At 42.5% G+C, this 23,875-nt stretch carries 20 protein-coding genes; 13 read left to right on the top strand and 7 right to left on the bottom strand.

Annotated elements, in window-relative coordinates; all coding sequences use genetic code 11:
• Positions 1-3: 3 nt before the first annotated feature.
• A complete protein-coding gene (locus LIN98_RS08735; RefSeq protein WP_005568353.1) occupies positions 4-732 on the top strand; it encodes an AzlC family ABC transporter permease in 729 nt (242 codons plus the stop codon).
• On the top strand, positions 733-1,065 hold the full coding sequence (locus tag LIN98_RS08730) for a branched-chain amino acid transporter permease (RefSeq protein WP_005540849.1): 333 nt from the start codon (positions 733-735) through the stop codon (positions 1,063-1,065).
• 66 nt (positions 1,066-1,131) lie between these two features.
• Here LIN98_RS08730 and LIN98_RS08725 read toward each other — a convergent pair whose 3' ends face one another.
• The gene (locus LIN98_RS08725) at positions 1,132-3,906 is read right to left on the bottom strand and encodes a M16 family metallopeptidase (protein ID WP_014167884.1); all 2,775 of its coding nucleotides are present in this window, start codon (positions 3,904-3,906) and stop codon (positions 1,132-1,134) included.
• A 77-nt stretch (positions 3,907-3,983) separates the two neighbouring features.
• Positions 3,984-6,350 carry a TonB-dependent receptor plug domain-containing protein gene (locus LIN98_RS08720; protein ID WP_005565171.1) on the bottom strand — a complete coding sequence of 789 codons (2,367 nt, stop codon included), beginning with the start codon at positions 6,348-6,350 and terminating at the stop codon, positions 3,984-3,986.
• 292 nt (positions 6,351-6,642) lie between these two features.
• Here LIN98_RS08720 and LIN98_RS08715 point away from each other — a divergent pair, with 292 nt between their 5' ends.
• The 8 genes from LIN98_RS08715 (at position 6,643) to yciH (ending at position 12,929) form a co-directional block, all read left to right on the top strand.
• A complete protein-coding gene (locus LIN98_RS08715; RefSeq protein ID WP_148321806.1) occupies positions 6,643-7,536 on the top strand; it encodes a VirK/YbjX family protein in 894 nt (297 codons plus the stop codon).
• Positions 7,526-8,206, top strand: a complete 681-nt coding sequence (gene cmk, locus LIN98_RS08710; RefSeq protein ID WP_187370350.1) for a (d)CMP kinase — start codon at positions 7,526-7,528, stop codon at positions 8,204-8,206. The genes LIN98_RS08715 and cmk overlap by 11 nt, the downstream gene beginning before the upstream one ends.
• A 97-nt stretch (positions 8,207-8,303) precedes the next feature.
• Entirely contained in the window at positions 8,304-9,950 is a 1,647-nt protein-coding gene (rpsA, locus tag LIN98_RS08705) for a 30S ribosomal protein S1 (protein ID WP_005540860.1), read from the top strand.
• A gap of 61 nt (positions 9,951-10,011) precedes the next feature.
• Complete coding sequence (locus tag LIN98_RS08700; RefSeq protein ID WP_005540862.1) at positions 10,012-10,299, top strand: integration host factor subunit beta; 288 nt, start codon at positions 10,012-10,014, stop codon at positions 10,297-10,299.
• A gap of 98 nt (positions 10,300-10,397) precedes the next feature.
• Entirely contained in the window at positions 10,398-10,694 is a 297-nt protein-coding gene (locus LIN98_RS08695; protein ID WP_005540864.1) for a LapA family protein, read from the top strand.
• The gene (lapB, locus tag LIN98_RS08690; RefSeq protein ID WP_005547936.1) at positions 10,694-11,884 is read left to right on the top strand and encodes a lipopolysaccharide assembly protein LapB; all 1,191 of its coding nucleotides are present in this window, start codon (positions 10,694-10,696) and stop codon (positions 11,882-11,884) included. Before LIN98_RS08695 ends, lapB begins: the two co-directional genes overlap by 1 nt.
• Before the next feature lie 29 nt (positions 11,885-11,913).
• The gene (gene pyrF, locus LIN98_RS08685; RefSeq protein ID WP_005547935.1) at positions 11,914-12,606 is read left to right on the top strand and encodes an orotidine-5'-phosphate decarboxylase; all 693 of its coding nucleotides are present in this window, start codon (positions 11,914-11,916) and stop codon (positions 12,604-12,606) included.
• 5 nt (positions 12,607-12,611) lie between these two features.
• Positions 12,612-12,929: a stress response translation initiation inhibitor YciH gene (yciH, locus tag LIN98_RS08680; RefSeq protein WP_014167881.1), complete on the top strand. Its 318-nt coding sequence runs from the start codon at positions 12,612-12,614 to the stop codon at positions 12,927-12,929.
• 33 nt (positions 12,930-12,962) lie between these two features.
• On the opposite strand, the gene LIN98_RS08675 is transcribed toward yciH, so the two are convergent.
• The 5 genes from LIN98_RS08675 to LIN98_RS08650 form a co-directional block, all read right to left on the bottom strand.
• Entirely contained in the window at positions 12,963-13,313 is a 351-nt protein-coding gene (locus LIN98_RS08675; RefSeq protein WP_005540872.1) for a SirB2 family protein, read from the bottom strand.
• Positions 13,314-13,380: 67 nt separating this feature from the next.
• The gene (gyrA, locus tag LIN98_RS08670) at positions 13,381-16,044 is read right to left on the bottom strand and encodes a DNA topoisomerase (ATP-hydrolyzing) subunit A (RefSeq protein ID WP_005571372.1); all 2,664 of its coding nucleotides are present in this window, start codon (positions 16,042-16,044) and stop codon (positions 13,381-13,383) included.
• A 167-nt stretch (positions 16,045-16,211) separates the two neighbouring features.
• Positions 16,212-16,652: a ferric iron uptake transcriptional regulator gene (gene fur / locus LIN98_RS08665; RefSeq protein WP_005540878.1), complete on the bottom strand. Its 441-nt coding sequence runs from the start codon at positions 16,650-16,652 to the stop codon at positions 16,212-16,214.
• An 18-nt stretch (positions 16,653-16,670) separates the two neighbouring features.
• Entirely contained in the window at positions 16,671-17,195 is a 525-nt protein-coding gene (gene fldA, locus LIN98_RS08660) for a flavodoxin FldA (protein WP_005547930.1), read from the bottom strand.
• A gap of 419 nt (positions 17,196-17,614) precedes the next feature.
• Complete coding sequence (locus tag LIN98_RS08650) at positions 17,615-18,415, bottom strand: alpha/beta fold hydrolase (RefSeq protein ID WP_005568364.1); 801 nt, start codon at positions 18,413-18,415, stop codon at positions 17,615-17,617.
• Between the two features lie 86 nt (positions 18,416-18,501).
• On the opposite strand from LIN98_RS08650, the gene seqA reads away from it, so the two are divergent.
• From seqA to mscK, 3 genes are read left to right on the top strand one after another with little or no spacing between them, the layout of a single operon-like run.
• Positions 18,502-19,119 (top strand): replication initiation negative regulator SeqA, encoded by a 618-nt coding sequence (seqA, locus tag LIN98_RS08645; RefSeq protein ID WP_005547928.1) that lies wholly within the window; start codon positions 18,502-18,504, stop codon positions 19,117-19,119.
• Between the two features lie 5 nt (positions 19,120-19,124).
• On the top strand, positions 19,125-20,540 hold the full coding sequence (gene menE / locus LIN98_RS08640; protein WP_005568366.1) for an o-succinylbenzoate--CoA ligase: 1,416 nt from the start codon (positions 19,125-19,127) through the stop codon (positions 20,538-20,540).
• Between the two features lie 8 nt (positions 20,541-20,548).
• Positions 20,549-23,872: a mechanosensitive channel MscK gene (mscK, locus tag LIN98_RS08635; protein WP_012821059.1), complete on the top strand. Its 3,324-nt coding sequence runs from the start codon at positions 20,549-20,551 to the stop codon at positions 23,870-23,872.
• The last annotated feature ends 3 nt before the right edge of the window (positions 23,873-23,875 follow it).

Below are 23,875 nucleotides of genomic sequence, written 5' to 3'. Positions count from 1 at the left end.
CATATGTCTGATGTTAAGACAACTCCTCATCCTATATTTGCTGCCGCCAAAGCAGCGTTACCGTACAGTTCACCGATGATTGCCGGTTTTTTATTCCTTGGTATGGCATATGGCATTTATATGAAATCCCTGGGATTTGGTGCGTGGTATCCGTTTTTTATGGCACTGTTGATCTACGGTGGTTCGGTGGAATTTATTATTGCCGGCGCGCTCACCTTACCGTTCGCTCCGCTTAATGTGTTATTGATTACACTGATGGTCAGCGGACGACAACTTTTTTACAGCATTTCCATGTTGGAAAAATACGGTAAATATTTGGGCAAGAAACGTCCATATCTCATCGCTGCCCTAGTGGATGAATCCTTCTCTCTCAATTATATGGTAAAAATTCCACCGCACTTGGATCGCGGCTGGTATATGTTTTTCGTCAGCTTTTATTTACAAGTTTATTGGGTGGCAGGCGCGGTACTCGGCAATTTGTTCGGCAACATTATTCCTTTTGATTTAAAGGGCATTGAATTTGCTATGACGGCATTATTCTTAGTGATTTTTGCCGAAAACTGGTCGCGGGAAAAATCCCATGAAAGTTCTGTGTTGGGGCTGGCAATTGCGTTTATTGCGTTGTTAATTTTCGGCAAAGATTACTTCCTGCTGCCGACGCTAATCGGTATTTGGACGGTGCTGACACTCCGTCGCCCGAAACCGAAATCAAAATTGGAGAGGGTGAAATAAATGAGCTTAACCGAACAGATTCTCACCATTGCTATCGCAGTATTGGCGGTGCAGTTTACCCGTTGGCTGCCGTTCTGGATTTTCCCCGCCAACCGCCCGATTCCCGAATATATCCGTTATTTGGGCAGAGTGTTACCTGCCGCCATGTTTGGTATGCTGGTGGTGTATTGCTATAAGAATATTGACGTATTGATCGGTTTTCACGGCTTGCCGGAATTTATCGCCGGTGCGGTGGTGTTGGCGCTGCATTTTTGGAAACGCAATATGTTCCTTTCTATCGCTGCCGGCACCATGCTGTATATGTTGCTGGTGCAACAGGTTTTCGTGACATAAAAACGTTCTTCGAGATAACCGCACTTTTTCTGACATGATAAGTGCGGTTATTTTTTTAGGTGTTTTTTATTGACGTAAAATTGCTTCAAAACGGGCAGCTTTGACTAAAACTTTTCTTGCTAATGCCTCAAGGTGAGGTTTGTCGGCAATCTGTTCCAATCGTTGATACAAATAAACCGACTGTGGGTTGCTTTGCTGCCAATAACTGTCCTCAATCATGCCTGCCACAGAGACGAGTGAATCAAACTGACGTTTGATGTATTGCTGTTGCTCAGCTTTTTTTTTGCGAAGTAGTGTTTCATCTATACCGTTTTCAATAATTTCATCCAAAATTTGATGGGTCAATTTGATTAATTCTTCAGCACGATTAGGTGCGCAACTGAACGCAATTTTCCCTTCAATTTGCGGCGTATGCGGATCTTGGCTGAACCAACTATTGACGGAATAAATGCCCGATACTTTTTCACGTAAAACAAGGCGAAGTTTTTCTTGTACAATTTCAGCAAGGATTTCTAAGGCATATTTCTGTTCCGGATGCCATTGATTTTCAGCGGTAAGATAAATTTCCACATCAGCACGTGGTTCACTTAATCCGCGCATAATGAATGCTTTTTTAGGAGTATGAATATAACCGGGCTGATAAGCACGGGCCTGTGTTTTTATTTCCACTGTCGCTAAATATCGCTTTGCCAATTTTTCGACCTCGGATCGGGAAATATCACCAATAATGAAATAAGTGAAATCCGTTTTACCTAAAATCTTTTCTTGATAAATTTGACTTAATTGTGCAGCTGTAAAGCTAAGCTGTTCATTTTGATTTTGGGTATAAACTGTAGCAGTGTTAGGTCGGCGCAAATAGGAAATAGATTGCATAAACTTTGTTTCGGCATCAATTTGTTTAAAATAATCCTGTGTTTCCCGATGATATTTTTGTAACACATTATCTGAAACGGGAGCGGATTGGAGTTTCAGACGGAAAAGTGTCAGCAAACTACTGAGATCTTGCGGTTTTGCCACACCGGTAAAACCTTGCTTATCGTCATCAATAACCGTTGCCAACACAAGTGGGCTTTGACCAAAGAGGTTGTTGACATCTGCCTGCGTTAGTTCACCTGTGCCGGTATCATCAACTAAGGTAATCGCCGTTCGCAATAAATGATAATCTTGGTTTGGTACAGATCGTAATCCACCGCTTGTTACTGCTCGAAAATGGACTTGGTTCGGTGTTTTATTGCTGTAGTGATAAATTAATTTTGCCCCGTTACTGAGGCGAAATTCATCAATATCGCCTTTATCCCAGTGTTTTTCTAATACTAATGAACCGTCTTTGAATTCAAAGTGCGGTTGTTTTACGATGTGTTTTTTGTTTTCCCATTGATTTTGACCGGAATGCATTGCTTGGTTCCAACGCTGTTCTATATAATCTGCATCAAAAGGAAGTTTTTTCTCCGGTAGCGGTTGTGTTATCAGTAATAGCTTAGCGTTTAACGCTAACATTTGATTAAATGTTGCATTTAAGTCAGTTACTTTAATTTCATTCAAAAAACGTCGATTTAGATTATAGCGTTCTTTAGCGCTTAACATGATTTGATGATTTGCCGCGATTGCAATCAAATCATTAGCAATTTTTAAGCTGCCAGGACGAATATTTTGTTGTTTTTCATTGAGATTATGTAGTCGTGCAATTTCGCCGTTAAGCTCGTCGGCGGTAAATCCATGTTGTTTAATTTCGGCGATAAAAGCAAAAAGTGCGGTGATATTTTTTAAATAATTGGTATCGATTAATTGCAAGGAAAAGACACTTTGCAGGGTTTGTTTACCAAGATGAGAACGATAGAAATTCGCCGAATCCAACCAGTTGTTTTGGCTTTTTTCCCATTTTTGCAGACGTAAATTGACTAAACGGGTCACAATTTGTTGAATGAGATCTTGTTTGTAGCCAATGGCCGTTTCTTTTTGTTTATCTTCTTCAAAAAAGCTCAACTCCAGTGCCGGGATATTGGTGCCTTGTTCGGCAATACTTGCTACCCGCCAATGATGAATCAGCGGAATGCTAAAATCAATTTTATCTAACGGGCGTTGTGTGCGAGAACTCGGTTTATCTAGTTGTTGTGATATTAACTGTGCAATTTTGTGCGCATCGATATCACCGACGACAATAAGGGACATATTATCCGGTCTATACCATTTATGATAAAAATCGGTTACGCGATCACGGGAGATGTGACGAATAATATTCATATCGCCAATCGGGTCACGTAACACATAGCGCGAACCTGCCATTTCAATTGCACTTTTTTTATCTCCGAGACGTAACATTGGGCTTAATCGACGTCGCCATTCTTCTTGTACCACGCCGCGTTCACCATCAAGGTCTTTGGGTAAAATTGTGAGATGATTCATCCATTCATTGATAACATCAAAAGCAAGGGATAGTTTTTGCGGGCTATTACCGTCTAAATTCAGAGTATAAACGGTATTTTCAAAATCAGTGAATGCATTAATATCGCGGGCAAATTTCATACCCAATTTTTCAAGAGCATTAATGATGGTATTTTCAGGATATTTTTTCGAACCGTTAAACGCCATGTGTTCTACTAAATGGGCGATGCCTTTTTGATCATCATCTTCGTGCATTGAACCGGCATTTACCACTAAACGAATATACACCCGATCTTTGGGATCACGATTATTCAAGATGTAATATTGCAATCCGTTTGTCAGTTTGCCGTGTTTAATATCGGGATCGAAAGCTAAGGCATCAGGATCTATTCCGGTTCGACAAGCAATGAGTAAGTGAAAAGAGCAGAGCAGTACGAAAAGTGCGGTCAGTTTTTTCATCGTTTTTTGATTGGACGTAACAAAGAAAACCTACGCTAATTCACATTAGCGTAGAAGTATGAAGTAATTATTATGAACTAGAATTTGTAGCCGACTTCCAGCCAAAACTCGCGGCCGGGCGTGTAAATACCGTATTCATCGTTACTTGAAATTGGTTTTACGGTTTTTGATTTACGGGTTTTATTTAATACATTTAGTATGTCAACTTGCAAATAAATACTGTGATTACCGGTAATGGTCGGTTGCCAACGAATACTACTGTCCCATTGGGTGTGTCGGCCGTAGTGATAAGAACGATAACGGGAAATTCCGTCGTTAAAATCACCTTCCAAAACGTCATAACTGCGAATCGGTGCTTTTATATACAATTTGTTTGACCAAGTGATGTTGTAATCGGGGATTGCCATATCCAAGCCGAAGCGAGCAATCCAGTCTTCTGTAGAACTATTGACTTTGTTCAGCATTTCTCTGCGGGTAAGTAATTTACCATCGAGATAAACTAATTCATTGGGATCAAGATCTCGACCTATATCCGCCCGTTTGGTTTTTAACCAATCAAATCCCAGAGAGCTTGTCCAGTAGCTTTTACCCAATTGCCAAGGTTCAATATTATTCATTTGGAAAGTGTAAACGTCGACGCTGAAGTCACTGCCGTTATGATAAAAATTAACTTTATTGGCATCACGTTTTAGCACAATACGATTTTTATTTTTGCGATGAATATAATTAAGTTTAAATGCCAGATTATTGAATTCTTGATCAAAACCGATACTAAGTTCATCAGCGTAAGGGGTTTTTAAGGAATGAAATTCTTGGTATTTACGACTGGTATCACGGTTTATTTTTAAAATCTCATTCGTTAGTTTTAATGAAGCGAAAGAGCGTCCATAATAGCGATTTAAACCTAATGTGAACCCGGTTTCCTCCCACGGCTTATAGCGTGCAACAAAACGCGGGGCGATATTATTGTTTTGTAGATAGTCATCACGTTCAATACGTACACCCGGGCGTAGCTCCAATTTTTTCCACTTAATTAAATCTTCGGTATAAAAAACAAAGTTTTGATAACGGGTTTGGGCATTACCTTGGTGGGTAATATTTGTTGTCTCAATTGGGCTAAGGTTAGGATATTTTTGAATAATTTTGGAATGTACATCCTGCGGGCGGTTAAATTTATAATGGGTTGCCTGATAAATTCCACCTATAGAAATAGAATGGTTGGCAAAACCTAAATTAAAGGGATCTACGGCAAATTCTGTGGAGAAATGAATGTTGTCTTGCGTAAGAGAACTATTACCATAACCACCTTTTTCATAATCATAAAGCGGATCAAAGTTTTCATCGAAAACAGAAACGATTTCAACATTGGCAGAGGAGGATTTCCGCTTGTCTTTAAAGTGATCGTAAGCAAGTGTATTTGTCAAAATGCCTGAATTAAAAGAATGTACCCAAGCTAATGTTGAACCGAGGGCTTGATGATAATCACTGACGTTACTATCAATATTAGTAGCATAATATTTTTGTTCTTTATAATTAGAATAACGGAAGCCCAGTTCAAAACGATCTTTTTCACTTGCCGCCAAATTGAAGTTCAACAATAAATTATCTGAATCGCGTTTATGATTTTGTTTGTCTAATTTAGCGTCGGGAGCATAACCAATTAATCTATTCTGTTGAATGCGGGCGTGGCGTTTACTGTAACCGATCACCATGCCCAAATTTTCCGTTAAGCCTTTTTCTGCCATGATGCTGAACGTCTGTTTATGGTATTTAGGTTGAAATTCGGCAACACCGCCTGCATCAGGCCTAATTTTATCTAAAAGAGTTTTTGCTGAGCTATCTGCATTAATTTTTGCCCAACCGGAGTTGGTGGTGCGATATTTTAGTGAAACACCGTCTTTACCATTATATTGTTTGGTTTTAGCTACGACTGCACCTCCCATGAAACCACCTAAACTTGCGGAAATGTTGCTATCGTGAACTTCGACTTTTGATAGCATAGATGCATCAAAAAAATAAGCTTGCGTATTACTAATACCCGGAACAACCTGCATGGCTCCATCAAAGATTTCGTTATCGACGGTTAAATCATTATTTACGTTTACGTTATCGACAAAGTAAGCAGTTTGGTTTGCATCGGCTCCATTAATTGAGATATTTTGCGGCTTAATTTCGCCACGTTGAAAACCATCTTGGTCGCTGTCTTCATAACGAATGTGCGGGTTGGAACGTAGATAATCGGTGATGTTATTATTGGTTGTCGGTATTTTTTCCATTTCATTGGAAGTAACAGCCTGGGTGGAGGAAAGGGATTTATTACTATCTCCGTATACTATAATTTCCGGTAACATATTGGATTTATTTGTTGATTTTTCTTCCGAAAGAACATGCTGTGCATACAGCGCCGTACAAATGAAAAATGCGATCTTGGTTTTTTTATACATAGTATTTCCTCAGATTCTGGCCATAGATAAAAACGATTCGCATTATATTTTTGTTTGGTTTAATGTAAAGAATAAATTTATAAAATATTTGATACAAAATTTTGTAACTTTGACTACCTTCCGTAGCGAAATATCCAGGGTAGCTTTTTAGTTAATTAATTGAGTTCATGTTTTAGTGAAGTGACAGATTAAGTGCGGTGGTTTTTCCTCGTGTTTTTACGGCGCATGGGCGCATTTAAAATAACAAGGCTTTTTGCTATAATCTGGCGCTTAATTTATTGAATCGATTTTTATGGGGTTTATGGTGGCAACGTTCCATTTTCCGACATTTCATGAAATGTTTCCCGTTGAAAAACGTAAATTAAAATTATTGCGGGAAGGGTTGCGCTATGGGGCGCGTCGTTTGTTTTTTGTCGGGCAATGTTCGGCGTTGGTCAAGTTTATTCACGACAATACCTTGTGGCAGCCGATTTTTACGCAGCATCCTTATCGGGTGAATACGTTATTGAGCCAATATTGCGATAAAGGTTTTAACGTAACTCAGCGCTTACAGGCGATTGAAACCAATTTTGCCGTGGCGGAAAAACAATTCGGTAAGGCGTTATGCGAAACGTTAATCGCGCAACAGCCGGTATTGCTATCACAGTTAACCGATGAGTTAGCGTTAAATTTAACGCTGAATCATATCGACCCTTACGAAGGTTTTTTTGCCATGGGTTTAACAGATGCAAATCAACGCAGCATTTATTCTGCCGGTTTTACCTTTTTAGCGAATAATCGCGTATTGATCGCTTCCATTCAGGGACCAAAAGGCGATGAAGCGCAGGATTTGGTGCGTCAGGCAACAAAAGCATTGCATGGCGTGCGCCCGATGTTTATGTTGGTGAATGCGTTTAAGGTATTGGCGGAAGTATTACATTGTCGCTTGCAAGGCATTCCGCATAAGCGTCAGGCGAAATACCGTTGGAACGATTCGGCGAAATTGTTGTTTAACTATGATGAATTTTGGCAGGAAAACGAGGGCAAATTAGCGGAAAATTATTGGCAAATTCCGACCGCACTTGAACGTCGTCCGTTAGAAGAAATCCAGAGTAAAAAACGTTCTATGTATCGCAAACGTTACGATATGTTCGACAAAATGACGACAGAAATTCAATCCCTTTTTAATAGAGAAAATCATGAATAAAATTATTACGGTGGACGGCCCGAGCGGCGCCGGTAAAGGCACATTATGTTATGCGTTGGCGGAAAAACTGGGCTTTACCTTGTTGGATTCCGGTGCGATTTATCGTGTGACGGCGTTAGCGGCGCTAAAAAGTGCGGTGGATTTGGCGGATGAATCTGCGCTTGCCGAGTTGGCACAACATTTACACATTGAATTTGTGGCGCAAGACGGTGAAATACAAATTTTACTCAATGGTGAAAATGTCAGCGGCCAGATTCGTACGCAGGAGGTTGCCGATGCCGCCTCAAAAGTCGCGGTGTTCCCGCAGGTACGGGCGGCGTTACTGCAACGTCAGCGCGATTTTGCAACGGAAAAAGGCTTGATCGCGGACGGTCGGGATATGGGCACGGTGGTGTTCCCCGAAGCGCAAGTCAAATTATTTTTAGACGCCAGCGCGGAGGAACGTGCAAAAAGACGTTATAACCAGTTGCAAAATAAAGGGATTAGTGGTAACTTTGCACAGATTTTAGCCGAGATAAAAGCGCGTGATTTGCGCGATAGAAATCGTGCCGTCGCTCCTTTAAAACCTGCTGGTGATGCGTTTTTACTTGATAGCACCGCATTGAGTATTGATGAAGTGATTCGTCAGGCGCTCGATTATATTCAGCAACGTATTGATATTAAAGCTTAAATTTCACGGTTTGTTCATGGATGAATGAACTTTATTATCAGCCCCACTTTTTATGGATTAGAAGTGGACGTTATTTACTTAAAATTGAAGATTAATTATGACAGAATCTTTTGCTCAACTCTTTGAAGAATCATTGAAAGACCTTGAAACCCGTCAAGGTGCGGTCGTTAAAGGTACCATCGTTGCTATCCAAAAAGGCTTCGTACTTGTAGATACTGGATCTAAATCCGAATCAGCTATTCCTGCCGAAGAATTTTTTAATGCACAAGGTGAATTGGAAGTTCAAGTGGGTGATGTTGTTGATGTCGTGCTTAAAGCGGTGGATGACGGTTTCGGTGAAACTGTAGCTTCCCGTGCTGATGCAAAACGCAACGAAGCTTGGATTGTATTGGAAAAAGCATACGACGAACAAGCGACTGTTCTTGGTTTGGTTAACGGTAAAGTTAAAGGTGGCTTCACAGTTGAGTTAAGCGGTGTTCGCGCATTCTTACCGGGTTCATTGGTTGATACCCGTCCTGTTCGTGATGCAGATCACTTACTTGGCAAAGAATTAGAATTCAAAGTAATCAAACTTGATCAAAAACGTAACAACGTTGTTGTTTCCCGCCGTGCCGTTATCGAATCCGAAAGCAGCCAAGATCGCGAAGAAGTATTGGCGAACTTGTCTGAAGGTGCAGAAGTTAAAGGTACCGTTAAAAACTTAACCGACTACGGTGCGTTCGTTGATTTAGGCGGTGTTGACGGTTTATTACACATTACCGACATGGCTTGGAAACGTGTTAAACACCCAAGTGAAATCGTTAATGTTGGTGATGAAATCACTGTTAAGGTATTGAAATTCGACAAAGATCGTACCCGTGTATCTTTAGGCTTAAAACAATTAGGTCAAGATCCTTGGGCGGCAATCGCTGAAAATCACCCGGTAAACAGCAAATTAACCGGTAAAGTGACTAACTTAACCGACTACGGCTGTTTCGTTGAAATTTTAGACGGTGTTGAAGGTTTGGTTCACGTTTCCGAAATGGATTGGACTAACAAAAACATTCACCCATCTAAAGTGGTTAGCTTAGGTGATGTTGTTGAAGTGATGGTACTGGAAATCGATGAAGAACGTCGTCGTATTTCTTTAGGTTTAAAACAATGCAAACCTAACCCATGGACACAATTCGCCGAAACCCACAACAAAGGTGACAAAGTTGTCGGTAAAATCAAATCCATCACCGACTTCGGTATCTTCATCGGCTTAGAAGGCGGTATCGACGGTTTGGTTCACTTGTCCGATATTTCTTGGAATGTTCAAGGCGAAGAAGCCGTACGCAACTACAAGAAAGGTGACGAAGTCGCTGCCGTTGTATTGCAAGTGGACGCAGTGAAAGAACGTATTTCTTTAGGTATCAAACAACTTGAAGAAGATCCGTTCAATAACTTCGTTGCAATCAACAAAAAAGGCGCAGTATTAAACGCTAAAGTTGTTGAAGCAGACGCTAAAGGCGCTAAAGTTGAATTAGACGGCGGTGTTGAAGGTTATATCCGCGCGGCTGATTTAACTAACGAAGTGGTTGCCGGCGATGTTGTTGAAGCGAAATACACAGGCGTAGATCGTAAAGCCCGTATCGTTCATTTATCTGTTCGTGCGAAAGATCAAGCTGAAGAAGCCGCGGCAGTTGCAAGCGTGAATAAGCAAGAAGATGTTGCTATTCCAAATGCAATGGCAGAAGCTTTCAAAGCCGCTAAAGGTGAATAATTCACTTTTTACTAATAAACCGGCATAGCAATATGCCGGTCATAAAGAGTTAGGAGAATATATGACAAAGTCAGAACTTATTGAACTTCTGGTGCAAAAAAACAGCAACATTCCTGTTAAGCATGTTGAAGAAGCGGTAAAAGCAATTTTAGAGCAAATGTCATATGTGTTAGAACATGGCGAACGTATAGAAGTGCGTGGTTTCGGTAGTTTTTCTTTGCATTGTCGCCAACCGCGCATCGGACGTAATCCTAAAACCGGCGAACAAGTAAAATTGGATGCCAAATGTGTGCCATATTTTAAGGCAGGCAAAGAATTAAGAGAACGTGTCGACGTTTATGCAGCATAATTTTTTACTAACTAACTTTTCATAACGGCACTTCTAAGTGTCGTTTTTTATATGTATTTTTGGCATAATGCTCACACATTTATCTAAAGGAGAAACAAATGATTAAATATATTTTGGGATTGATCATTACCTTAGCCATTGTGCTGGTTGCCGTTACCATTGGTGCCAACAATGATCAAATCATTACCTTTAATTATATTGTGGCGCAAAGCCAATTCCAGCTTTCTACCTTAGTTGCTATTTTATTCGGCCTGGGATTAATTCTAGGGTGGTTTATCACCGGATTCTTCTATCTCAAATTAAAGTTAAAAAATATTGCGCTGAATCGCCAAATCAAACGCCAAACGCAACAAATCAACGAATTAACGACCAGCAGAGATAAGGTTTCTCAATAATGCTTGAACTCCTCTTCCTTCTTTTGCCGATAGCCGCCGCGTACGGTTGGTATATGGGGCACCGTAGTGCTAAAAAAGATCAGGATGATGTCAGCAACAAGCTTTCTCGGGATTATGTCACCGGGGTGAATTTTTTACTTGCCAATCAAACGGAAAAAGCTGTTGATTTATTTTTGGATATGCTGCAAAAGCAGGAAACTGAGAATGAAATCGATAGCACCTCACAATTTGAAGCGGAATTAACTTTAGGGAATTTATTTCGCTCCCGTGGCGAAGTGGATCGTGCGTTGCGTATCCATCAAGCCCTCGATAACAGCCCTCATTATTCTTTTGAACAAAAACTGTTAGCCAAACAACAATTAGCCAAAGATTTTATGACCGTCGGTTTTTTTGATCGGGCGGAAAATCTGTATATTTTAATGGTAGATGAGCCGGAGTTTGCCGAAGGCGCGTTACAACAACTGACGGTGATCTACCAGAAAACCAAAGAGTGGAAAAAAGCCATTAATGTGGCGGAGAAACTGGCAAAAATAGCACCGAAAGCCAATAATGTGGAACTGGCGCAGTATTATTGTGAATATGTGCAACATTTGCCGGCAGACAGTAAAGAAAATCGGCAGCAAATCTTATTGCAAGCGCTTAAAGTCTCTCCGAATTGCGTTCGTGCTTCAATGATGTTGGCGGACTTGGCAATTCAACAAGAAAACTATAAAAGTGCGGTCGGTTTTTTAGAAGAAATTTTAAATCAGAGCCCGGCGTATATTAGTGAAGCCTTGCCGGCGTTGAAACATTGTTATCAAAAATTAAATCTGTTAGATAATTTTGAGCTATTCTTAATCAAAGCCAGCCGCCAAAATAACAACAGCGCAGTGGTGTTAATGCTTGCAGAACTGATTGAAGAAAAAGACGGTTATTCTGCCGCCCAATTGAAGTTATACCAACAATTGCAACAAAATCCGAGCACGCCGATTTTTCATCGGTTTATCCAATATCAAATTGATGATGCAGAGCAGGGCAGAGGCAAAGACAGCTTGATTTTATTGCATAAAATGGTAGGTGAGCGGATTAAACAGACTTTTGATTACCGCTGTAGCAATTGCGGCTTTCAAACCCATAAATTAATGTGGTGCTGTCCTTCCTGTCGTCAATGGGAAACCATTAAACCGGTTAATGCGATTGAACATAATTAACCGTGACTTTGCTTTATAAGGAGAAAAATATGACGAATAAAGTCATTATTGCATTGGATTATGAAAGGGAAGCTGAAGCCTTGGCTTTGGTTGACCAACTGGATCCGAATTCATGCCGTTTAAAAGTCGGAAAGGAAATGTTTACGACGCTTGGCACGAATTTTGTAAAGCAGTTACATAAGCGTCATTTTGATGTTTTCCTTGATTTAAAATTCCATGATATTCCGAACACGGTAGCAAGAGCGGTGCGTTCTGCGGCCGATTTAGGCGTTTGGATGGTGGATTTACATGCCAGCGGCGGTTTGCGTATGATGGAAGAAGCCAAGAAAATCCTCGAGCCTTATGGCAAAGATGCTCCGTTGCTAATTGGCGTTACCGTGCTGACCAGCATGGAAGATTTGGATTTATTGCAAATCGGCATTAACGCCTCACCCATGGAACAAGTTATTCGTTTGGCGCATTTGACCCAACGAGCCGGTCTGGACGGCGTGGTTTGTTCACCGCAAGAAGTGGAAATTTTGCGTCGTAATTGCGGTGAGAACTTCCTGCTGGTGACACCGGGAATTCGTCCGATTGGTACCGATTTGGGTGATCAACGCCGCGTGATGACACCGGCGGCAGCAATTCGTTCCGGTTCCGATTATTTAGTGATTGGTCGTCCAATTACCCAGGCGGAAAACCCGGCAGAAGTGTTAAACGCCATTAATGCGTCTATTGCGTGATACGTATGACAAGTCATTTAGTGTATTCCACCGACGTCGGACGTATTCAAGCCGACAAACCGCAGGAACCAATTCCGCAGGGCGACGGTATTGTGCGTATTCAGCTGCAAAAAACTGGACGGAAAGGAAGTGGTGTAAGTATTATTAACGGGCTTGGACTGGCTGAGCCTGAGTTGAAAGCCTTGGCGGCGGAATTAAAAAAACGCTGTGGCTGCGGTGGTGCGGTGAAAAATCACACCATTGAAATTCAAGGCGAAAAGCGTGATTTGCTGAAACAACTACTGGAGCAAAAAGGCTTTAAAGTAAAGTTGGCGGGAGGTTAAAACAAAAAGTGGGTTTGAGCCCACTTTTTGTTTCTAGTGAAAGTAGCCTAATAACATCGTGGCAGTCAGTGCCGCAAGGGCGAAGAAGAAAAAGTGCGGTCGAATTTGAGATTGTTTTTTACTGAAGAATTTTGCCGAGAAGACAATGTAGCCTGCAAGCAGTAAAATTTTCACTATGATCCAAATTGGTAAGCCGTAGTTGAACACAAATAACATGGCGACACCGCTCAAAATAAGCAGGGTGTCCGTTAAGTGCGGTAGGATTTTCAAGAGTTTTACCGCGCGCCAGTTTTTCTGTGTTAACTGCATTGCCCCACGCACAATTAACAACCCTAAACTTAGAAAAGCACAAACAATGTGCAAATAAACCAGATAAATACCCATTTTTCACTCCAATAGTAAAGGCAGTAGTAAAACACTACTGCCTTAAAATAGAAATAACCTAATCTTGTTATTCTTCGTTATTTTCTACCGCACTTTCTGTCGGATTTTCACTTTCTTCGTCATCCACTTCGCAGATACGTTCTAAACTCACAACGTGTTCTGCTTCGCTGGTGCGGATTAAGCGAACGCCTTGGGTGTTACGTCCAACGATGCTGACTTCGCTTACTCGGGTGCGAACAAGGGTGCCTGCATCGGTGATTAACATGATTTGGTCGTTTTCTTCCACTTGTGCCGCCGCCACGACTTTGCCGTTACGCTCACTCACTTTAATGGAAATCACCCCTTTAGTGTTGCGGGATTTGGTCGGATACTCATCCAGTTTCGTCCGTTTACCGTAGCCATTCTGCGTTGCGGTGAGAATTTCGCCGTTGTTTTTCGGAATGACTAAAGAAACGACTTTGTCGATATTTAAATCCAAGGTTTCTTCTGCGTTATCATCAGAAACGTCTTCAATTTCCACCGCACTTTCGTCGTCATTCAGATCATTGGTTAAGGCGAGTTTGATCCCGCGCACACCCGTTGCCAAGCGCCCCATAGCACGCACGGCGGATTCGCTGAAGCGCACCACGCGACCTTGAGAGGAGAACAACATGATTTCATTGCTGCCGTCGGTAATATCCACGCCGATTAACTCATCTTCATCACGCAAGTTAAGGGCGATAATCCCGCTGGAACGCGGACGGCTGAATTCTGTTAATGCGATTTTCTTCACAATCCCACCGGCGGTTGCCATGACGACGAATTTGTCTTCCTCGTAGGCGGCGACCGGTAGAATAGCGGTGATCCGTTCATTTTCATTTAACGGCAAAATATTCACGATTGGTCGTCCGCGCGCGCCACGGCTGGCTTGCGGTAGTTGATATACTTTCAGCCAGTATAAACGTCCGCGGCTGGAGAAGCAGAGAATGGTATCGTGGGTGTTGGCAACCAGTAATTTTTCGATAAAATCTTCTTCTTTCATTTTGGTTGCGGATTTACCTTTACCACCACGACGCTGTGCTTCGTAGTCGGTAATCGGTTGATATTTCACATAACCTTCGTGGGAAAGGGTCACCACCACATCTTCTTGGGCAATCAAATCTTCCAGATTTATATCGCCGGAAGCCGCCGTGATTTCGGTTCTGCGCGGATCGTTAAATTGCTCGCGGATTTGCTCCAATTCTTCACGAATCACTTCCATTAAACGCTCAGGGCTACGCAAGATGTACAATAATTTACCGATGGCATCCAATAATTTTTTGTATTCGTCCAGGATTTCATCGTGACCTAAATTGGTTAATTTTTGCAAACGTAAATCTAAAATGGCTTGTGCTTGCACTTCGGTTAAATAATATAAACCGTCACGAATGCCATATTGTTCGTCCAAATCTTCCGGACGAGCGGCATCGACACCGCTTGCCGCCAACATATCGGCGACATGACCCAGCTGCCATGGATGGGTGAGCAATTCACGTTTGGCGTTTTCCGGATTTGGTGCTTTGCGGATTAATTCGATAATCGGATCGACGTTTGCCAAGGCAATCGCCAAGCCTTCTAAGATGTGCGTACGTTCACGGGCTTTGCGTAATTCAAAAATCGTACGACGGGTCACCACTTCGCGGCGGTGTAATACGAACGCCTCAATGAGCTGTTTTAAATTCAATAGTTTGGGCTGACCGTGGTCAAGTGCGACAATATTAATCCCTAAAGTGACTTGCATTTGTGTCAACGCATACAGGTTATTTAACACCACTTCGCCGACCGCATCACGTTTGATTTCGATGACGATGCGCATACCGTCTTTGTCGGATTCATCGCGCAACCCGCTGATCCCCTCAATTTTTTTGTCTTTGACGAAATCGGCAATTTTTTCGATGAGTTTCGCTTTGTTCACTTGATACGGAATTTCGTTCACGATGATGCTTTCACGGCCTTTTTCATCGGTTTCGATTTCTGCGCGGGCGCGTACGTAAATTTTTCCGCGTCCGGTTTTATAGGCTTCTTCAATGCCTTTACGTCCGTTGATCAATGCCGCCGTCGGGAAATCCGGGCCGGGAATGTGGCTCATTAATTCATCAATGGTAATGTCGTTATTTTCGATATAAGCCAGACAGCCGTCCAACACTTCGCCCAAGTTGTGTGGCGGAATGTTGGTTGCCATCCCCACTGCAATCCCGGAGGAACCGTTTACCAATAGCGCCGGGACTTTGGTCGGCAGCACTTCGGGAATCATTTCGGAACCATCGTAGTTTGGCACGAAATTGACGGTTTCTTTGTCTAAATCAGCCAATAATTCGTGGGCGATTTTGGTCATACGGGCTTCCGTATAACGCATTGCCGCCGGCGCGTCGCCGTCCACCGAACCAAAGTTACCTTGCCCGTCCACCAACATATAACGTAAGGAGAACGGCTGCGCCATACGTACTAACGTGTCATATACCGCGCTGTCGCCGTGCGGGTGGTATTTACCGATCACGTCACCGACGATACGGGCGGATTTACGATAAGGTTTGTTGTAGAGATTGCCCCCTTCATGCATCGCAAATAACACGCGGCGGTGTACCGGTTTTAAGCCGTCACGCACATCGGGCAGGGCGCGCCCCACAATAACGGACATGGCGTAATCAAGGTATGAAGATTTCAATTCTTCTTCAAGGCTTACCGGCGTAATATCTTGGATTAAATCAGACATTTAGAATTTCCTAATGATTGAATTTAATAGTGAAAAATTGGCGTGATTATAGCACGGAGAGGTACTTTTCCCTAAGAAAAATCTCGGTTTATAGGCGAAAAGTGCGGTTGATTTTTCAGATGTTTTCAGAGATAGAAAGGGCGGTTTTGAGACCGCCTTTTGCATGGTTATTTTTTGTTATTTTCTGCGCAATGATTAATGTCGCTACACTTGCCGTAAAGGTACAGGTTGTGACTGGAAAGCTCAATACCGTGTTGTTTACTGATTTCTTTTTGGCGACTTTCGATTAACTCGTCATTGAATTCAAAGACTTTGCCGCAATCGGTGCAGATAATGTGGTCATGATGTTGGGTTGGCGCCAGTTCGAAAACTGATTTATTGCCTTCAAAGTTATGGCGAATAAGAATCTTTGCTTCATCAAACTGGTTTAATACACGGTATACTGTTGCTAGACCGATGTCTTCGCCATTTTCCAATAACATTTTGTAAACGTCTTCAGCAGAAAAATGGTGTTCTCTGTGTTTTTGCATTAAAGCGAGAATGGTTAAACGGGGTTCGGTAATTTTTAATCCTACTTTTTTTAATAATTTAATATTTTCTTCAGACATAACAGCTCCTTTTTGCTATTAAGCTAATTCGGCTAAGCACATCTCTTCATAGACTTGTTTAACCCATTTATTTACACGTTCGGATGTTAATTCAGGCTGGCGATCTTCATCAATGCACAAGCCGACAAAGGTATCATTGTCGATTAATGCTTGTGAAGATTCAAAACTATAGCCCTCGGTTGACCAGTTGCCTACGATAATGGCGCCGTGCGGTTCAATAATGTTGCGCACTGTTCCCATGGCATCACAGAAATAATCTGCGTAATCCTCTTGGTCGCCACAACCGAAAATTGCTACGAGTTTATCCGTAAAATCAATTTGTTCCAATGTCGGGAAGAAATCATCCCAGTCGCATTGCGCTTCACCATAATACCAAGTCGGGATACCGAATAGCAGAAAGTCGTAAGCTTCAATATCTTCTTTGCTGCTTTTTGCGATGTCGCGAATATCGACTAATTCACTACCTAATTGTTTTTGAATCATTTTGGCAATATTTTCCGTATTGCCTGTGTCACTACCATAAAATAAGCCGACAACAGCCATTTTGTTCCCTATTTTCTTAACTTCTTAACACTAAAATCATCTTGTAAAACTGTTACGATTAACTCGAAACGGTTTAGGTTTCGTGTTGGCACACATCCTCATAACTGCTGAACCAAACCCGTGTGCAACTCTAGCTTCACACGTTTTTACCCACAGGATTTACCGCATTTTAACTGAGAGCATTTATTACTTCGAATTGGTTTTTCCCGCCTAAAATAGATTGGTTTTTGCATGCTTAACTTTACGGATCTCGCTAAATAAATCTAAAGTAATACAGTCGGAATCTTGTTTTGCTATATTGTGGATTATTGGTTTGTCAATTCACATTTCAATAAAGAGAATTATTTGTAAAGTGATAATGATAAGCCACAGTGAAACCCGCGTCGAACTATACCATAAATTTGGCACTAAATGAAACTCTATTTAGACTTGTATTCGCTATTAATTTTATTTAAAAAGTTCGTGATAGCACGAATTACAAATTGTGGTTTCTCGGCGTGTACCCAGTGATCGCTGCCGTTAATGGTGAAGGAACTTGCCTGCGGGCATTGGGCCAAAATGCGATCGGCATATTCCGGCAGAATATAGGACGAATTGCCACCTTTAATGAACAGGCAGGGTTGTTGAATGTGGCGGGTTTGCCATCCCATCAGGTTAGGGTAATTGCGTTTAAGTGCGGTCAAATTAAAACGAAAATAATCGACGCTTGTGGCATCAAAAGACTTCAGCATAAACTGTTGCACGCTTTCATCGTAAATATGTTGTGCCAAAATTGGTTTGGCTTCCTGACGGGTATGAGGCTGCGTGTTTTTCACCGCAAATAACCCGTTGAAAACCGCATCATGCCCATGTTCGCCGTAGGCAATGGGCGCAATATCAATCACCACCAGTCCTTTTACCAAATCAGGAGAATTCGCCGCCAGTACCATGGCGGTTTTGCCGCCCATAGAATGCCCCACCAAAATCACTTCGCGCAGTGATAAGGATTGAATGACATGAAACACATCTTCCGCCATCAAATCATAGTTCATTTCTTCACTGTGAAAGCTCGCGCCGTGATTGCGCAAATCTACCCGTAAAATGGCATAATCTTCACTAAATGCGCGGGCAATAATACCCAAATTATTCATATCGCCGAATAAACCGTGAATAAAAACCAAAGTCGGCTTGTTAATTGCTTGTTTTAATTCATTAAATTGAAATTTGAGTAATTTTTGCATCGGGTAAATTTTTGGCTAGAGAATTTATTAATAGCTCGCTATAATGTGCCAAAAGATTAAATAGATCAAGCAAGTGGAGAGAGAAAATGAAAATTATCGAAGTGGACGAAGAACTTTATCAATATATTGCCGGTAACACGCAATCTATTGGCGAAAGTGCATCCGATATTTTACGGCGCTTATTAAACCTTTCCCCGCACAACACATATTTCAGTTTACCGGAAAATCAACCGACGATCGTCACCTCTCCATCAGACGCCAAAGCAGAAGCAACGGAACAAACCACGATTTTTGAAGAAGAAATCAATAAGCCGGTGACGAGAAAACAATCTGATGAAGTGATGCAGAAAACCATCAGTAAATTGGAAACCTTGTTACATTCCGAAGAATTCAAACAGGAAAACAAAGCGGTTATTCGTTTTTTAGCGATTTTGACCATTTTGTATCGCACCAATCCGGAAGGATTTGCGCTTGCCACCGAATCGTTACAAGGGCGCACCCGCGTGTATTTTGCCAGAGATGAAGGCACATTGCTGATGGCGGGCAATCACACCAAACCGAAACAAATTCCCGATACGCCGTATTGGGTGATCACCAATACCAACAGCGGTCGTAAAATGCTCATGCTGGAAGGTGCGATGCAATCCATGCACTTGCCGGAATCGTTAATTGATCAAGTGCGGTTATTTTTTACGGCAAATTAAATCTCATGGCTCTTGGTAGCAAATTCGCACAATCTTCTTTATTCTCCGAACGAATCGCCTTGCAAGTATTGCAAGGCGACGCTTTTACATGGCGCCAACTGGTTGAAAAAACGCTACAAATTTCCGCATATCTGCAGCAATTGGGCGTAGAAAAACAATGTGGTGTCGCGCTATGCGGAAAAAATAGTCTTGAACTGCTGCTATTTTATTTGGCGGCGATTCAGACGGGGGCGCGGGTGTTAATGCTTAATCCGATGTTCCCGTTGGAAAAACGCATTGCTCTTTGTCAATCTAATCATGCGGATTTTTACTTTACGGCAGAGCAGAAGGCATTTGCTAGCGAGCAACAAAAGTGCGGTCCAATTTTCAAGTGTTTTTTAACCCTGAACGACGCCATGGCACAGGCAAATCAAATTCACGCTTACTCGGATGTTGATATTGATTTTTCTCAACCCGCCACCATGACGCTCACTTCCGGTTCCACAGGCTTACCGAAAGCCGTAGTGCACAATGTACAAGCCCATTTGGATAACGCCCGAGGCGTGTGTGAGTTAATGAACTTTGACGCAGCGGATTCGTGGCTGCTTTCCTTGCCCTTATACCATGTCTCCGGACAGGGGATTGTGTGGCGTTGGTTGACCGGCGCCACCACCTTGGTGTTACCCGGTGAAGATTTTTATGCGGCAGTGAATCAAGTGACCCATGTCTCGTTGGTGCCGACGCAGGTTCAACGTTGGTTGCAATATTTGCAGGAAAACCCGGCGCCGTTACAAATCAAGGCGGTGCTGCTTGGCGGCGCGCATATTTCCTTAACGCTTACCCGGGCGTTGCAACAGTTGGGTATTAAAAGCTATTGCGGTTACGGTATGACGGAAATGGCATCCACAGTGTTTGCCAAAGAGAGTGACGAAAAAAATGGTGTGGGAAACGTCTTAGCCGGGCGTGAATATTGCCTGCAAAATGGCGAAATTTGGCTACGTGGCGCGGGATTGGCACTCGGTTATTGGCAGCAGGGGAGAATTGTTTCGCTACTGAATGAACAGGGTTGGTTTGCTACCAAAGATAAAGGGCAATGGCAGAATGGCGAGCTTGTGATTTCGGGGCGAATTGATAATATGTTCATTTCCGGTGGGGAAAATATTCAGCCGGAAGAGATTGAAAAGGTGATATTGCAGTCTGATTTAGTTAAGCAGGTTTTTGTGTTGCCTATGGCGGATTTGGAATTCGGTCAGCGACCGGTTGCAATCATTGAGTGGTTGGAAAAATCCAAAAGTGCGGTGGAAAATCTGCGCGAATTTTTACAAGGGCGGTTGGAACGATTTAAACAGCCTGTTGCCTGTTATGATCTGCCGTTAAATTTAACCGACGGCGCTATTAAGATTTCACGGAAAACGTTGGCGGATTGGCTGGCGCAGCAATGAGGATAAGTATGAAAATAAACGCTTTTTTGACCGCACTTTGTGTGGCATTGTTGCTAAACGTTGCCGTTTCGCAAAGTGCATTTGCCGATCAGAATAATGCGTTACCGACGGAAAAATCCTTAAAAGCCGATTTGGCGAATGCGCAGAAACTGCCCGATGGCGATGAGAAAAAAACATTGGTCGCCGACCTGCAAACGTCTTTGGATTTGTTACAGCAAATTCAGGCACAGCAAAAAGCCAATGATGAGCTACAGGCAACCATTAACGGCGCCGATGCGGAAATTCAAAAAGATAGCACGGATCTGCAAAATCTGAAAAAACAACTGAATACGGCAAGTGCCGATGACTATAAATCCGCCACCTTGACCTCGTTACAATCCGCTTTTGAAAAGCTAAATGCACAACAACAAGACACGCAAGCGGCATTAAATGTAGCGAATGGCTTGTTGGCGGGGCAAAGTTCCGTGTCCGAACGGGCGCAAACGGCGTTGGCGACGAATTTAAAACGCACGCAGGAACTCAATCAAAAACTTGCCGAGTCTTCTACAAGCAGCACGCTGAAACAGCAATATCAGTTAGAGTTACAACTGATCGAACTGCGCAATGCCAACAATCAATTTTTGTTGAAAAACAGCGATCAACTTACCGTATTGTATAAAAACCGTTACGATTTATTGAGCGTAAGAGTACAAGTGCAGCAGCAACAGCTTGCGCTGATTCAAGAAGTGATTAACCAAAAGAATTTGGTGCAATCGCAAAATCAGGTGGAGCAGGCGCAGCAGCAACAGCAAAGTGCGGTCAAAAATAATTTTATTCAGCAAGAACTGGAGCGTAATGCACAGTTGAGCCGCTTTTTACTTGAACAAACGGAAAAAACCAATACGCTGACTCAGGATGAATTGCGTATGCGCAACGTGTTGGAAAATTTAACCCAAACTCAGCGCACCATTGACGAGCAAATCAGCGCCTTGCAGGGCACATTGGTGTTGTCACGAATTATCCAGCAACAAAAACAAAAACTGCCTACCAATCTAAATATTCAGGGTTTATCAAAACAAATTGCCGATTTGCGCGTGCAGATTTTTGATATTACCCAGCGCCGTAACGAGTTGTACGATTTAGATGCTTATATTACGAAGGTACAATCTGATGAAAATCAAACCTTCACCGATACGGAAAAAACGCAATTAACTAATTTGTTGACGGAACGCCGTAAAATCGCTTCCGATGTGATTAAATCATTAAATAATCAGCTGAATTTGGCGATTTCCTTAGAGTTGACCCAACAGCAGATTACGCAAATCAGTGATCGAATTCAGGCTAAACTGGATCAGCAAAGCTTCTGGGTAAAAAGTAACAACCCGCTCAACCTGGATTGGATTAAAACCTTGCCGATGTCATTGAGCACGCAATTTGACGGCATCGTTAAAAAATTAGGTTTCCCGAGTAATTTTGACAATCTGCCGTATTTATTGACTTATGTGTTTATTCTGGTAGTCATTGGCGGGATTATTTTTAAATTCAAACCGGCAATTAAACACCGCTTTGCGTTAATGAACGGTGAAATCAATACGTTGCGCTCCGACAGCCAGTGGCATACGCCGATTGCGTTGTTTTACACAGCAATTTTGTCCCTGTCAGGAACGTTATGGTTTTTGGCAATTTGTCAGCTTGTCGGCTTTTTCTTCTTCCGTAACCCGGCGGAATTCTGGCAGTGGTCGCTGAGTATGGCGGGCTATTGGTGGTTCTTTAGTTTCCTGCTGGCGGTATTGCGCCCGAACGGTATTTTAGTGCGCCACTTCGGCTTTTCACAGGAAACGGCGGAGAAATTCCAATCCATTACCAAGCGGATTATTGTCGCCGTGGTTTTATTGTTGAATACTTCGATTTTCAGCAGCGTGATGGATAGCGGTTTAGCCAATGATGTGCTTGGTGAAATTAATACCATTATTGCGTTAGGGTTCTGTATCCTCATTATTGCGCCGCGCTTTAATCGCGCGGTGACGGCGTTTGGCGCAAACACGCAGGATAATCGCGATAAAATTATTCTGAAAATCGTACGCATTTTGCTACGTTTGGCGCCGGTCGGATTAATCGTATTGGTCGTGTTAGGCTACTATTACACCGCGTTAAATCTGATTTCACACATTATTAATACTTACATTGCCTGGGTGGTGTGGTCGCTTGCCCGCCATACCGTCTATCGTGCCATTACCGTGGCGTCCCGCCGTTTGGCGTATCGTCGTTTACAGGAAAAACGTCAGCAAAAACAAGCGGATTCTAACGACGGTTCTCCTTCTGACGATGTGGTAATGATTACTGAGCAGGAAGAAGGTTTGGCGTTAAATCAAGTGCGCAGCCAGTTATTGAGCTTTGCCGATTTATTCATTTGGACGGCGCTGTTTGCCATGTTCTATTATGTATGGTCGGATTTGGTCACTGTGGCAAGCTATTTGCGCGACATTACATTGTGGCAGCAAATTTCTACCACGGAAGCGGGCGTAGTAACGGAAAGTATTTCGTTATTTAACTTGCTGGTGGCGTTGGTTATCATCAGCATTACCTACATTCTGGTGCGCAATATTCCGGGGATTTTGGAAGTGATCGTATTTTCTCGGGTAAGATTGTCGCAAGGTACGCCTTATACCATCAACACCTTATTAACCTATATTTTAGTAGCTATCGGCGGCGCCTGGGCGTTTGCGACGCTGGGAATGTCGTGGTCGAAATTGCAGTGGTTATTCGCCGCACTTTCCGTCGGTCTTGGTTTCGGTATGCAGGAAATCTTTGCGAACTTCGTGTCGGGGATTATTTTATTATTTGAACGCCCGATTCGGGTCGGCGATACCGTCACTATTAATGATGTGAGCGGTACCGTAGCGAAAATTCGGATTCGTGCTATTACGTTGATAGATTTTGATCGTAAAGAAGTGATTGTGCCAAATAAATCCTTCGTGACCGGGCAGGTGATCAACTGGGCGTTATCCAATACGATGACACGTTTGGTAATTCGCGTTGGAGTTGCTTATGGTTCCAATCTTGAATTGGTGAAAAAATTATTGCTTCAAGCGGCAAATGAACAGCCGGCTGTGCTTAAAGATCCTGAACCGCGTGCATTATTTTTATCCTTTGGGGCAAGCACATTAGATCATGAATTGCGTGTTTATGTGGGGCAACTTTCCGAGCGAACAAATACCATCGACTCGCTCAATCGACGAATTAATGAATTATTTACAGAAAATAACATTGATATTGCCTTTAATCAGCTTGATGTGTTTATTAAAAATCAAGATACCGGTGCAGTCATGCCACTGATTGAAGTAAAATCTTAATTG

It is taken from the genome of Aggregatibacter actinomycetemcomitans (genome assembly GCF_023518055.1).
In the GTDB taxonomy this organism is placed as follows: Bacteria; Pseudomonadota; Gammaproteobacteria; order Enterobacterales; family Pasteurellaceae; genus Aggregatibacter; species Aggregatibacter actinomycetemcomitans.
Note: the sequence above shows the minus strand (reverse complement) of the source record. Positions and strands in the feature narration are given on the sequence as shown.

Excerpts from the sequence above, each read along its gene's own strand:
- LIN98_RS08735 (WP_005568353.1), top strand. The coding sequence starts at position 4 with ATGTCTGATGTTAAGACAACTCCTCATCCTATATTTGCTGCCGCCAAA.
- LIN98_RS08730 (WP_005540849.1), top strand. The coding sequence starts at position 733 with ATGAGCTTAACCGAACAGATTCTCACCATTGCTATCGCAGTATTGGCG.
- LIN98_RS08725 (WP_014167884.1), bottom strand. The coding sequence starts at position 3,906 with ATGAAAAAACTGACCGCACTTTTCGTACTGCTCTGCTCTTTTCACTTA.
- LIN98_RS08720 (WP_005565171.1), bottom strand. The coding sequence starts at position 6,350 with ATGTATAAAAAAACCAAGATCGCATTTTTCATTTGTACGGCGCTGTAT.
- LIN98_RS08715 (WP_148321806.1), top strand. The coding sequence starts at position 6,643 with ATGGGGTTTATGGTGGCAACGTTCCATTTTCCGACATTTCATGAAATG.
- rpsA (WP_005540860.1), top strand. The coding sequence starts at position 8,304 with ATGACAGAATCTTTTGCTCAACTCTTTGAAGAATCATTGAAAGACCTT.
- LIN98_RS08700 (WP_005540862.1), top strand. The coding sequence starts at position 10,012 with ATGACAAAGTCAGAACTTATTGAACTTCTGGTGCAAAAAAACAGCAAC.
- LIN98_RS08695 (WP_005540864.1), top strand. The coding sequence starts at position 10,398 with ATGATTAAATATATTTTGGGATTGATCATTACCTTAGCCATTGTGCTG.
- lapB (WP_005547936.1), top strand. The coding sequence starts at position 10,694 with ATGCTTGAACTCCTCTTCCTTCTTTTGCCGATAGCCGCCGCGTACGGT.
- pyrF (WP_005547935.1), top strand. The coding sequence starts at position 11,914 with ATGACGAATAAAGTCATTATTGCATTGGATTATGAAAGGGAAGCTGAA.
- yciH (WP_014167881.1), top strand. The coding sequence starts at position 12,612 with ATGACAAGTCATTTAGTGTATTCCACCGACGTCGGACGTATTCAAGCC.
- LIN98_RS08675 (WP_005540872.1), bottom strand. The coding sequence starts at position 13,313 with ATGGGTATTTATCTGGTTTATTTGCACATTGTTTGTGCTTTTCTAAGT.
- gyrA (WP_005571372.1), bottom strand. The coding sequence starts at position 16,044 with ATGTCTGATTTAATCCAAGATATTACGCCGGTAAGCCTTGAAGAAGAA.
- fur (WP_005540878.1), bottom strand. The coding sequence starts at position 16,652 with ATGTCTGAAGAAAATATTAAATTATTAAAAAAAGTAGGATTAAAAATT.
- fldA (WP_005547930.1), bottom strand. The coding sequence starts at position 17,195 with ATGGCTGTTGTCGGCTTATTTTATGGTAGTGACACAGGCAATACGGAA.
- LIN98_RS08650 (WP_005568364.1), bottom strand. The coding sequence starts at position 18,415 with ATGCAAAAATTACTCAAATTTCAATTTAATGAATTAAAACAAGCAATT.
- seqA (WP_005547928.1), top strand. The coding sequence starts at position 18,502 with ATGAAAATTATCGAAGTGGACGAAGAACTTTATCAATATATTGCCGGT.
- menE (WP_005568366.1), top strand. The coding sequence starts at position 19,125 with ATGGCTCTTGGTAGCAAATTCGCACAATCTTCTTTATTCTCCGAACGA.
- mscK (WP_012821059.1), top strand. The coding sequence starts at position 20,549 with ATGAAAATAAACGCTTTTTTGACCGCACTTTGTGTGGCATTGTTGCTA.